7 protein-coding genes and 1 riboswitch are annotated in these 12,346 nt (G+C 36.0%); of the genes, 2 read left to right on the top strand and 5 right to left on the bottom strand.

Annotated elements, in window-relative coordinates; translation table 11 throughout:
- Positions 1–33 precede the first annotated feature (33 nt).
- Positions 34–122, bottom strand: a riboswitch (SAM riboswitch).
- A 248-nt stretch (positions 123–370) separates the two neighbouring features.
- The 4 genes from J5J03_RS13170 to J5J03_RS13155 all read right to left on the bottom strand — a co-directional run bounded on the left by J5J03_RS13170 (position 371) and on the right by J5J03_RS13155 (position 8,009).
- The gene (locus J5J03_RS13170; RefSeq protein ID WP_208590135.1) at positions 371–6,250 is read right to left on the bottom strand and encodes a lamin tail domain-containing protein; all 5,880 of its coding nucleotides are present in this window, start codon (positions 6,248–6,250) and stop codon (positions 371–373) included.
- Between the two features lie 335 nt (positions 6,251–6,585).
- The gene (locus tag J5J03_RS13165; RefSeq protein WP_208590133.1) at positions 6,586–6,744 is read right to left on the bottom strand and encodes a hypothetical protein; all 159 of its coding nucleotides are present in this window, start codon (positions 6,742–6,744) and stop codon (positions 6,586–6,588) included.
- Positions 6,745–6,846: 102 nt separating this feature from the next.
- Positions 6,847–7,059: a hypothetical protein gene (locus tag J5J03_RS13160; protein WP_208590131.1), complete on the bottom strand. Its 213-nt coding sequence runs from the start codon at positions 7,057–7,059 to the stop codon at positions 6,847–6,849.
- 107 nt (positions 7,060–7,166) lie between these two features.
- The gene (locus tag J5J03_RS13155) at positions 7,167–8,009 is read right to left on the bottom strand and encodes a type II toxin-antitoxin system SpoIISA family toxin (RefSeq protein WP_231710742.1); all 843 of its coding nucleotides are present in this window, start codon (positions 8,007–8,009) and stop codon (positions 7,167–7,169) included.
- Positions 8,010–8,889: 880 nt separating this feature from the next.
- On the opposite strand from J5J03_RS13155, the gene J5J03_RS13150 reads away from it, so the two are divergent.
- Together J5J03_RS13150 and J5J03_RS13145 are read left to right on the top strand one after the other, a co-directional pair.
- A complete protein-coding gene (locus J5J03_RS13150; protein WP_208590126.1) occupies positions 8,890–9,093 on the top strand; it encodes a zinc ribbon domain-containing protein in 204 nt (67 codons plus the stop codon).
- 246 nt (positions 9,094–9,339) lie between these two features.
- Entirely contained in the window at positions 9,340–10,428 is a 1,089-nt protein-coding gene (locus J5J03_RS13145; protein ID WP_208590177.1) for a DUF2515 family protein, read from the top strand.
- A 406-nt stretch (positions 10,429–10,834) separates the two neighbouring features.
- On the opposite strand, the gene J5J03_RS13140 is transcribed toward J5J03_RS13145, so the two are convergent.
- Complete coding sequence (locus J5J03_RS13140) at positions 10,835–12,163, bottom strand: CoA-disulfide reductase (protein ID WP_208590124.1); 1,329 nt, start codon at positions 12,161–12,163, stop codon at positions 10,835–10,837.
- Positions 12,164–12,346: the final 183 nt, after the last annotated feature.

Genomic DNA, 12,346 nt, shown 5'->3' with positions numbered 1-12,346 from the left:
GAAGAAGGCCTTTACCATAAACGAAAGTCAATCTTCTTATCTATTGGAATTAGCACCGTGTCAGATATGACTGGTTGCTGAGACATCATAAGGCCAAATCCCTCCGTCTCTCTGGATAAGAATATATGCAATTTTTACCATAAATACATCATACAATATTCTATCCAAAAATACAACCCTATTATTTTTTTGGAAATGTTTAGGTCAATTGTTAATCATATTTAAACGAATAAGCTTCCTAACTTCTTACATTTTGGACATAAAGTGAGACTATGATCAGAGGGGGCTTACATACGCTTAGAAGCGTGATAAAATTTATAGTTAATGCAAAAAAAAGAGATGCAACATAATCGCATCCCTTCTAAATCATTTAATTTAACTGTTTTCTATATCTGACATACAATATCGTTCCAATGATTAGCAATATGATACTTAGCGCTATATTTTGAAAGGTGTTCGTTGCTGTACTTGGCAGATTAAAATGATCATTACTTGCTGTTGGTGATTGTCTATCACTATTCTCGTCTTCTTGTTTACTACTTGCGTCTTCCGTTTCTTGTACGTCATCACTTTTTGCACTTTGATTATTATCGTTGTCTTCTTTATTTAAACCAGAACCAGAATCTAAGTCAGTATTAGAATCCGGATGCTTCTCTGGTTTATTTTTATCGGTTTCGTTGTCTTTGTCCTTATCTTTGTCATTTCCTGATGTATCATCTTCACCTTTGACAAAAGACCAGATAGGTGAGCGACTCTCACCTGTATAGTTATCAGTCAATGTAGCATACCAAAAATACTGTTCTCCCTCTGTAAGACCTTCCCATGTTACTTCTGCCGTATCTCCGCTCGCGACATTTTCTACCTTACCTATTTCATGATCTGTATAAACATTCACTACAAAACTGTCCGTCGCAACTCGTTTTTCTTTTGCTGTTAAATCCAGATCAATAGTGAATTCATCCTTATTAGGGTATTCATCCTTATTATAGTAATTATAATCATCCACATATGGTGAATATGTGTTGACAAATATTTGATTATTGTCTGTGTCAAAATGTAACAGACGCATATAGCCTTGACCACCTTCAGGGCCTGCTTGATAATCTGCTAACATTTGATAAACTTTACGATCAGGATTACCATCCCCATCATCATCGATTTCATCCACTAACGTTTGTGCTTCATGATAATGACCGGATAAAACAGCTACTACATTTTCATTTGGAAGCACTACTTCCTGGTATAGCTTTTCACCTAATGGATGGCGTGTACCAGTGGCCTGCAAATATTCGTGGAACGTTAAGATTGCAGTACGGTCTGGATGTTGTCTTAATACTTCGTTCATCCAAGCGATACCTTCATCATCAATCCCCCATCCTAAATAAAGCATAATATAGTCGTTGCCATCAACAGAAATTAAGTCATAATGACCTCGATTATTTAGATATGAACCTCCATAATAAGGCTTATCGTTAAAACGATCTTCTCCGAAATATTTATAATATTCGGCATAGTCTTCTGTTTTTTGTAATACGTCATGGTTTCCAGCTAGAACACCATATGGAATTTCTGCATCATCTAATGTTCTCATATACTCGTCAGCATATTCCCATTGATTGGGTTGATCTGCTTCATCTACTAAATCTCCACTATGAAAAACATACTCAATCTTCATTTCTTCTTGCTGTTCTTTAATCCATTCCGTTTGGCGATCAAAAATGTGGGGATAGCTCTCAGAATAATATTGTGTATCTGACATCCAGACAAACGTATAGTCATATTCATCCCGATTAGCAGGTATTTCATCTTGAATCATAACCTGAATTTGATGATCTTTACTATATGAAGCAACTTCGACATCGCCTTTCAGTATAAAATCCTCTTCGCCGGCAATCTGATAATCCACGATATCCCACTTAGATGACTCAACATTCCATGCATACATTGTTACTTTTCTACCTTCTAGAGAATTACCACTCCATTCCAATTCAACCAAATCATCTTCATTGACTGTATCATCAAGTGTTACGTCAAAGCGGTGATATGGAAATTCTGTTGTTGCATCATTCACCAAATATTCGCCATCTTTTTCGGCTACCAGTGATATATCCTCTTCTTCTAGTAATGTTGAGCCATCTACTTCATTTGTATTTGGTGGTTCCACAGCTGAAGCACCTTGATAAGATACCACGGCATCTGTATCAGAAGGTTTGTACTGGAATCCTTGATAGAAACCAACATCCATCTTGTCTCCCATTGGGTCATCAACAAGTACCTTTAAAGTTGGATCACCGTCTTGGATGTTTGATAGATTCTCTGGTGCCTCTGGATTCTCTTCAACTGTATAAAAAGTAATTTCTTTTGTAGCTTTGTTTCCAACTTGATCTGTAGCTGTAATGGTTAATGTATGCTCACCATTTGTAAGCTCACCTGATGAAGTTTCAAGAGGCAAATCTATCTCCTCTCCATCAAGTTTTGCTTGATAACTATCCACGCCAGCAACATTATCATCAATCTCTGCATCAATTATAAAGGTACCTTTGTATGTTTCTTCATTTGCAACTGTAGCTTCAATATTTGGAGCTGTGTTATCTACAAGTACTTGTTCTTGAATGGTCTCTTTAGAATCGGTTACTTCTATTGTGTGCTCACCATCTGTTACTTCTGTTGTATCCCACTCATAAGCAATGGACTGTGCGTGGTCTTCTGAAATAGTAAACGTAAAATCCTCCGCAATCCGGTTTGTTCCATCATCACCCATGTCTAATACATTTTCAGGATCTGGATGATTAGGATCTGTTAGAATCGTACCATCAGCCAATACGAGACGTACATTGCGTAAGTTGTAGTCATCACGATTCTCCCCTGGATCACCTTCCCATGGTGTAGCTTTGTTTCCGGCACGTATTGTTATCGTGTTTTCTCCGATTTCCAGATAGTGAGGATCTATCGGTACTGTGATCGTCTCCCATTGGGCCATCCAATCATCAAATATATGAATGATCTCGTCACCAATTGTTACACCATTTTGGAAATAGGTATGAATTCCACTCACTTCAAAAGCGAAGTATGCTTCATGTTCTATTGCTTGATATTTTGTGGGTACTTGATTTCCATCAATAAGCATATTCATATCTGCAGGTTGATCTAAGTTGGATGTACCTTTTAGCACAAATGTTCCATTTAATATTTGACTTTTTTCGACATTTAAGCGTAAAGGACTATGATCCAAATTACTTTCAATCGTTACTATCTCTGGATTTGTCGTTGTTGTATTTTCACCGTCTGAAGCTACAAAATAATATTCAACTTCTGTATTTCCAATCATTTCAGGAGCATAAATGCGATAAGTAAATTCGCCTTCATCTTCTCCTTCTTCAATCAATGCTTTCTTATAATCTTCATTAGCATTTGTACGGTAGTAGATCGCAACCGTTTTTAATTCTTCTTGATCACTTGCTTCCGCTGTAACATCTAAGTCATCTGTCTGGTTAATAGTGTCAACACTCGTGATATCTTCCACAACTGGTGCCGTTTGATCTTCTTCTCCCTGAACAGGTTCTGTCGGCACCTGATAGTCTTCCACAGCACCCGGTGTTGCATCAATCGTTGCAGCACTTACTTTCTCCATAATATTCGAATCGTCAGATGGATATTTATAGACAATACCTTTATTAGGGGCAGTATCATCTGTTGTATCTAAATCATTATAATAAGCAGTCGAATATTCACGGCCAATATTCGAAGCAACAATTAATCCACGCATACTGCCATTTGCCATTCCAGCAGACTCTATTCTCACGATATTTTCATTTTCGATCAAATTAGATCCATAATTAGCATTAAAATCTGCTACAGTCTGATCATTATTCTGTCCATTAATAATCCAGAACACCAATGTTTCTCCTGCGGGAATCACGACATCATCCGGAATCGAGGGCCAAACAACATCACTTGCAGGATCATTGCCATATCGGTACTGGATTTTGTAATGTTCAAAAGGGATGTCTTGATCTGTATTATTATAAATTTCAATAAATTCATAACCATCAGCAGTACCTACATTTGTAGAATCGGGAACAATCTCTGTTACTAATAAAGGAGGTAAGCTTTGCGTATCTACTTCATCTTGTAAAACGGAAACAGTGTATTCTTCTGTTCTTTTTGTATTAACACCATCTGTTGCTTCGATATAATAGGTCAAGTCAGATTTCACATAAATACCTGGAATTTCAACCTTATATTTACCTGGCTCATCTGGATCTGTCGACATAGATAAGCTACGATATTCAGAGTCTCCATTTTTCACAAAAAGGGTTACATCGGGTATTGCTAAATCATCAGTCACTTCTGCTTCAATTGGGACAGATGAAAAAGCTTCTGCCTCAGTCACTGATTCATGTGTTATGACCGGAGCGGTCGTATCTTCTTCTGGTTCTTCGATTTTTACCACTTCTGAAGGAACTTGCTCATCGGAAATCATCCCTGGTGTAGGTTCTGCCAATGTTTCTAATTTAGTCATTCGTGTTCCTTCATATGGGTATTTATATTGGATGACACCACCATTATTATCATTATCTGCTCCGTCATAATCTGCATAAATAACTTCTTCTTGTGATGCATTCCTTAAAATTAAGGCACGGTTTCCTCCATTTGCAAAGACAGGAAATGTCGTATCGGTTACTTCTATTACTTGCTCACTTGTTAGATTAGTAGAAAAATGATTGTTAAAATCCTCTAATGAATGATTTCCGTTGTTATACCAAAAAACTAGTGTTTCCTGTGATTCAATGTCTACCGGAGGAACTTTAAACTGTACTTCACGTCCAGAATCTGTGTAGTAATAAATATGTGCATACTGATGAAAGGATAAAGTCTGGTTGGTATTATTATAAAGTTCAAAGTATTCGAAGTAATCTGTACCTCCACCTTCTGTGTTTGGTGAGATTTCTGTAATAAGTAAGTGGGGATATTGCTGAAAATCTTCTTTAGATTCATCTATTGATGTTACATCAATTGTGAATGTTTCACTGTCTACCTCAGGTAAGCGTACACGCTGTTGCGGATTTGTTGCTGTAATATAGTATTCAAGTTCACCAGATGGAACATTTTCGCTGTTGATGGTTGCCTCATATACATTATTCTCCACTGAGGTCATGTCAATTTGTTCAAATGAACCTTCTTCTGAAAGGTAGTGTAATGTTCCTGTTACTTTATGTCCTTCACTCGAGAGTTCTGCTGTTATGGTAATCGCTTTACCCTCTTTTCCTTCTGTCACTGGTGTATGATCAATTACAGGCTTATCAAGCTGTTCAACAATTACTTTTTCTTCAGGTATTTGCTCTTCTTCCACCGTTCCAGGAGTTGGATCGGTCACTGTTTGATATCGTTCCATTTCGATTGATTCCGTTGGATATTGATATGTTACAACTTTTCCAGATGCAATATCTTCCTCAAGGTAGCTGTTAGTTACGATATCCTCATTGTCATCTTTAATAACTACACCACGGTTTCCACTGTTATAAAAGTTCGTTCCCTGATAGGAAACTATTTGATCTTCTGTTAATTCGGTTGAGTAGTGTGCATTAAAATCAGCAACAGTTAATTGCTCTGGATTGTGCCAAAAAACAATTGTTTCTCCTGCTGGAATGGATACTTCAGGGAAATCGAAATTTTTGTCAGTAGCACTTCCATCCGTATAACGCAGTGCGATGGTATAATAGTCTAATAAAACAGCTTGGTCACTGTTATTATATACCTCAAAGTATTCAAAGTTGTCTGAACCATCATTATTAGGCATGATTTCTGTTAGTAAAAGTGGTGGGAGTGTTTGATAATCAATCGTGGATTGCGCTTCCAACTTCTTGTCTGAATTCTCCTCAGTAGTAGCCTCTTCCTGGGTAGACTCAACCTCTTCATCGGAATTTGTTACTTCTTCTTGAGAATTTTCTTCCGAAGCTTCTTCTTCATTAACGGCCTCTTCTTTCTCATTATCTTGTTGGCTTTCTGTCTCTGTTTCTTCATTATGTATTTGTTCTTCTTGTGTTGAGGATGAATCTCCTTCCACTTTCTCACCTGCTAAACTTTCTTCTGATAAATTTGTTTCCTCGTTTTGCTCTGTTGCAGTCTCTTCTTGTTCTATCACTTCATCCGTATTGGCATATGCAATTGGACCATATGCCAATACATTTGTAAAAATTAACAAAAAGATAACAAGAAGTGACAATCTGCTTGTCCATTTCTTTCTCATTATTCGTCATCCCCTCCTCATATTAGATACTCTTTCACTATACAAGTTGAGTGTTAATTCAAGGTAAACTACTAGTAAACTAATGTAAAATGTTCGTAATATGTTGAGGGGCTGTTTCTCATAAAACATCTGAAAGTAAGATGGACCATATATCATATCAGGGTGATAAATTATAGGGTTAATTCTTATATTACTGTTATCTTATTGTAAAAAAAGAAAACACTTGGATAAAAATCAAAAATTTTATCCAAGTGCCATTAATACGCTCTGGTATTTACTTGTCTCACGACAGCACTCCTTTACGCTTAAAACCGAATCATCACAACATTGTAAAATTATAAATAAGTCCTATCATCATCTTTTTTTAATTTCTTTATTTGATTTAACATAGCTTGATGACGTTTCTCTTCTCTAGTCTTTCCTTTCCATTGCGTAACTTTAGGGAACTTTTTTCGTTTGATGAGATTGGTGCCTTCCCTTTTGATTTTAGTCATGTCTTCCATCTCTCCTCATCAATCTTCTTACTTTTTAACAAAAAAAAAATACACCCCATCTCCCTTCTCACATTAATTAGAAAGAAAAGGGTCGCTTTTCCGTCATAACTTTTTTAATGCTGTTTGCCGTAATTTCTCCAAATCTTTCGTATATCGGGTTTTCGATGCCTCCGCTATTTGGGTAATTGGCGATTTCTTACGACTTAGAATATCACTTAAGGGAGTGGTTTCTTGATATAGTGTATTCGCATTATGTGATTTAAGTTCCTTCTTTTCATCTTTTTTTATCTTGGCTTCGATCACTGACTCAATCACAAAACTCCTCCTCCACAACTTCTTACATTACCGTTCTTAAAATACCTCGATTTTAAGATACTCTTCATCATTTTACGGGAATAACTCCCGATTTATTACTTTTTTATTTAATTTGTCACTAAATTTTCATCTTCAAGAAAACAGAAAAGACAAGCTAGATTGGTGATAAATAAGGCATCAATCTCATAAACTCTTTCATGTATTTCCTCTATGAATATAATAAACATATGATTTTCGCCTACAAAAACAGGACATATGTGTGCCATACCCTTTCCATGTTTTTCTTCACGATCCAATGCCACAATATCTCCGTTCCATAATGTTTCCATAATAATCCTTTCAATATTAGCCTCGTTGTCTACCACCAAGTTGTCCGGCATACTTTCCCAATCCAACGTGTGTGTTTGTTTAATGGTTTGAACCGTTTTTATAAATACCTCGATAGGTTCGTACTCTGTTTCGAAATCTTTCGGTTTCACCTCATAAAGATGAACGCGTAGCCCAAAAGTATCGGCATAATAACTGAGAAATAAATTAAGTGAATCCGGAAAATCAAGTTGTTTCTTATCAATATCGGATTTGATAAATGGAGCGATTTGTAGCAATTGGGAGAAATAATTTAACTTATCTTGTTGCTTTTCTTCTATTAAACTATTCTCTTGTATATATGTTTTTAATGGATCATAGCTTTGAAATTCTGTCTTCCAAATCTTTTTTATTGTTGGGGTAGAAAATACAAATATATCGATAAACACTGCCATTCCAGCTAATATCACTAATTTTTTCCAATCGTCAATAGAAACGATTTCAACTAGCCACAAAGCTCCAATCGCTAAGACAAACAGAAAATACAATGTTTTTCGATACTGGTATAGATTTTCAGTAAATCGATTATCCTCTTTATCATGGAAACTCCTCAAACTTTGGATGTAAACGAATAAAATGAACAACAGGAGAACCCCTACCAAAATTGAAATAATAACAGTTTCTTTCTCCACCTTTATTCACACCCTCTCTCCTGTAAAGAAGATAGATTTTTTCCATAATCACGTCACTTGGATGCCCTGATTTTTCCAAAAGTGCTTATTATAGTATATGCGTGATAAATTCAATTCATTCTTGAGTAAATGATTATCAAGCAAAAAAAAACGAGTTTAAAAGTGACGAAACTACATACACTTTCTAACTCGTTATAGGTCTTATAACCGTATTCCATACCTACTCTAAAAAATACTCCTTAATTCCACTCTTTAAATCTAGTAATCATTTTTTAATCTTCTGCTCCAGCTTACCTTCTGACAGAAATACTAAACATTTATTTCATTCCCCCAACTGGTAAGACAATTAAATTAACGCCTTATACCATTACATCCTTTTGTGTTATCAAATGCAAAAAGGATAAAGATGATAAAACCTCCCTATCCGCTTGTAATTAAACTATTACCCCCATATTTCTTCTGCGACCTCTTTGTCACAATTAAATCTTCTGGCAAGTTTGCAAGAGCTATATTGTTCACTCGTAAAGTTAATTCACCGACTTCTCATACATTTGCACTGTCATGTCGTAGTGAAATTGGTATTTTGTATGTTAATGAATTCAATGAAAGGTAATACAAAAGTTTTTACGTGAAGGTAATCTCGTCTTTATTGACAAGACCTAAAAATATCCATGTTACAGATCGAGCGACAACTTATTTTAACAGGTAAATGAAAAATGAGAAGATGGATTTGTTCAGGAAAAAATGAAACATATTGATGTCTGAATCGTAAACATTAGTAAAGAATACTTCATAAATGTATTCAGTTAACAATTTAGGAGGTATGAACATAGTGGGACATCAAGGTTGTATTAAATGCGGAAGCACTAGAGCAGCACAAAAAGAAGTAGCAATGACTGGAACAGGTCTCTCCAAAATGTTTGATGTGCAAAACAATCGGTTTCTTGTTGTGTATTGTGAGGACTGTGGTTATTCCGAATTTTATAATAAAGAATCTACTACAGGCTCCAACATTTTGGACTTATTTTTTGGCTAAACTTATTTTAGGGATGTACGTTCATCCCTATATTTTTTATATAATCCCCATCTTTTATTAAACATAATTTCCTACAAGCACTCTAGTTAATAAAATATATATTGCTTAGAGTCCATTCACTACCAACTGATTGTATAAATCCCTTTTCATATAGTAAACATAATAGTATGGCTACATAACCTAAACATAAAGATAATAAAGGAGGGATCACGAATATTTAACCGATTTAAAAGATTACCCACTGAGCTGAAGTCAATTAAAAAAACATTACAGCAAAAGAAAGATTCCTTTACTGACTTCGACGGTCTTTCAGACGATGAAGCAAAACTGGTACAATTTATCAAAGGGCAGACAAGGGAAAATAATACGAATAACGTTATAAGGACGAAAGCATATCTTGCATTTTTTAAAAGAAACCCTGAAATCGAATGGGCATTTCTGGCACATATGGTATCCCGAAATGCTGGATGGAACATGACCGATTTGAAGGGTAGCCTGTTAACACGGATCATGACTAAAGAACAACAAGCTTATTTTTTTGCATTTTTAGAAAGGAGTAATTGGCTCATTTTTCATGATGCATATCCTCAATTACTTTTATATGAGGAAAGTATAAAAGCAAACAAAAGTTTATTCTATTTACTTCCGCAATTCGGTATATCTTATTTTATGAAGGTGATGTGGGATCATTATTATCAAAAGAAAGATAATTACCTGATAACTGTCGCACTTATTATTAACGAACAAAACTATATCGAAGACAGAGTCATTCAGAACAAAGAATATCATGCTACCTTGTTGGAGTCGTTAGAATTTAAAATGCAAGAGTTATTGCAACTGAATCAAATACTGTTTCCCTTCAAAGATGGAAAGCAAGTTAAATTAGTCGGGCAATCTGTACATCAATTTGCTTCTTTAAAAGAGCGGATTCTATTAGGTAAACGATTATATCAATTATTATTTGATGATAATTTCTTCTCAGACATTTATGATATGGCACTGCGACAACCACACACAGGGTCAAGGCAAGACTACTGGCCAAACATGTTTAATGACATCAACGAATCCAATCCTGAAGAACCTTTTCAGCCAAGTATAGAAGGTTGCCAATTAAAACCTGGAGCACACCGTTTGTACAGTCCTTCATTAGAGAATGCATGGAGTAATGTTGAACAGAAACCAGCAGAAAAAGGCGACTGGTATTCCAATTGGAGAGTGATTCATGATTTGCGAAAAGATCCTTCGAAAGTAAATGGAGATATTCAAAATGAATATTGTGAATCATTGGAAAAGATGGAACTTGCTATCCTGGCTAAAGAACCATTAAGCAAATAAGTGTAACCATAAGAAAAGCGCAGAGCGCCCGTTTAGAAACGTATCGGCTTCAGGATTAACTGAGATAAAGGAATCACGGTGAGTTTTCCAATCGATGATGACTTATCGTAGGGAAATCCGTGAAGTCGCCTAGTTTTTGGGTGCTCGGAGCTAGACAAGGCCTAATTTTTATACTTGCTTTTATAGCACGGTCATTGCGCTGATTTTATACTTTCTTTCCATACAAGTAAAAGACTTCCACGGTATTGGAAGTCTTTTACTCATTGAAGGGAAGTGGCAGCCGGAGTGGAGGTCAAGCTGTTCAAATATTTCATCATTACTACCAAAGTAATCGATATCTAATTAGCATTTAATAATGGACCGGCGAGGTTTGGCGTTTTTTTCTTATTTATACGCTCAATAAATCTTACGTTTTCCGGGAAATCTTTTGAATTGGATCCCAAACACTGTTGAATGGCGGAGCATATGCAAGGTCAAGGTCTTGCAATTGTTGAATGGTCATTTTATTGTATAGCGCTGTGGCCAATACGTCGATCCGTTTGTCGACACCTTTTCTCCCGATAATCTGACCACCTAACAATTGGCTCGTTTTCTGATGAAAAATCAACTTAATATATAGTGTTTCTGCTCCTGGAAAATAACCTGCATGACTTGTGTCTTCTCTTTTTTCAATCTGATATGGTATGCTCAACCTTTTTGCTTCTATTTCGGTAATTCCGGTTCTGCCTAGATCTAAGTCAAAGAATTTTATAATGGATGTACCTACTATCCCTTTAAACGTAATCGCATTTCCAGCCATGTTTGCACCAGCAATTCTACCTTGCTTGTTGGCAGTAGTACCTAATGGAATATAGTCATCCAACTGTTTGACCATATGATAATGTGTGGCACAATCACCTGCAGCATATATGTTTGGAATCGAGGTTTCCATATAGGCATTTACACGAATCGCACCTTCCTTGTTCATCTGAATCCCACTACTTTTTAGAAAATCCGTATTCGGTTTTACTCCTGCACTTAGCAGAACTAAATCCGTTGAATATCTACTCTTGTTGGTTATAACTGCTTCCACACGTTCTTTACCAGAAAAACCTGTTACTTCTTCCTCTAACTTAATATCAACCTGATGATGCAATGCTTCTTTTTCAATTAACTTTGACATATCTTCGTCGAAAATTTTCGCTAACTGATCGCCTCTTTGAATCAGCGTTACTTCTTTTCCGATTGATCGAAAACTCTCTGCCATCTCAAATCCGATATAACCTGCCCCAACAATGGTGACATGTTTGATTTTTTCTGTTAAATCAGTCATTAATCCATCTGTATCTTGTAAAGTTTTTAACGTATGAATTCCTTCTAAATTAATTCCTGGCCATTCTGGCAAAATAGGATCAGAGCCTGTAGCGATTAACAAGCGATCATATTTTAAAGTAAAAGATTGATTCGAATCTAGATGGAAACCAATGATCTGTTGTTTTTCCGGATCTACTTTTGTCACTTTCGTAAGTATTTTAGCATCAATACTATATTTTTCTCTAAACGTTTCAATCGTCCTCGCAATTACATCTTTGGTAGACGGTACAAGTCCATTAATTACATATGGCAGTCCACACTGCCCATATGAATAATCTTCACCACGCTCCAACACCGTGATCTCAGCGGAATCATCTGTTCGCTTAATTTCCATCGCTGCACTCATCCCTGCCGCTACTCCACCGATTATAACGTATTTCATCCAGCAACTCTCCGTTCTTGAATAGTAATTTCAGAAGCCTATTAGTATTATACCCCACTATTCCTAGCCCATCATTTAATCAGCTGTTATTTTGTAGCTATGTTAAAAGCTAGACAAATATAATCTAAGGAAAAAGAGGAGAACAAAGACTAATCAATAGACCAATCCATACAAAACAAACCC

This window comes from Gracilibacillus suaedae (genome assembly GCF_017599345.1).
Lineage (GTDB): Bacteria > Bacillota > Bacilli > Bacillales > Amphibacillaceae > Gracilibacillus > Gracilibacillus suaedae.
The sequence above is the reverse complement of the archived record's forward strand: the minus strand, read 5'-3'. Positions and strand labels throughout refer to the sequence as shown.

Coding starts and splice junctions, on each gene's coding strand:
- J5J03_RS13170 (WP_208590135.1), bottom strand. CDS start 6,250: ATGAGAAAGAAATGGACAAGCAGATTGTCACTTCTTGTTATCTTTTTG.
- J5J03_RS13165 (WP_208590133.1), bottom strand. CDS start 6,744: ATGACTAAAATCAAAAGGGAAGGCACCAATCTCATCAAACGAAAAAAG.
- J5J03_RS13140 (WP_208590124.1), bottom strand. CDS start 12,163: ATGAAATACGTTATAATCGGTGGAGTAGCGGCAGGGATGAGTGCAGCG.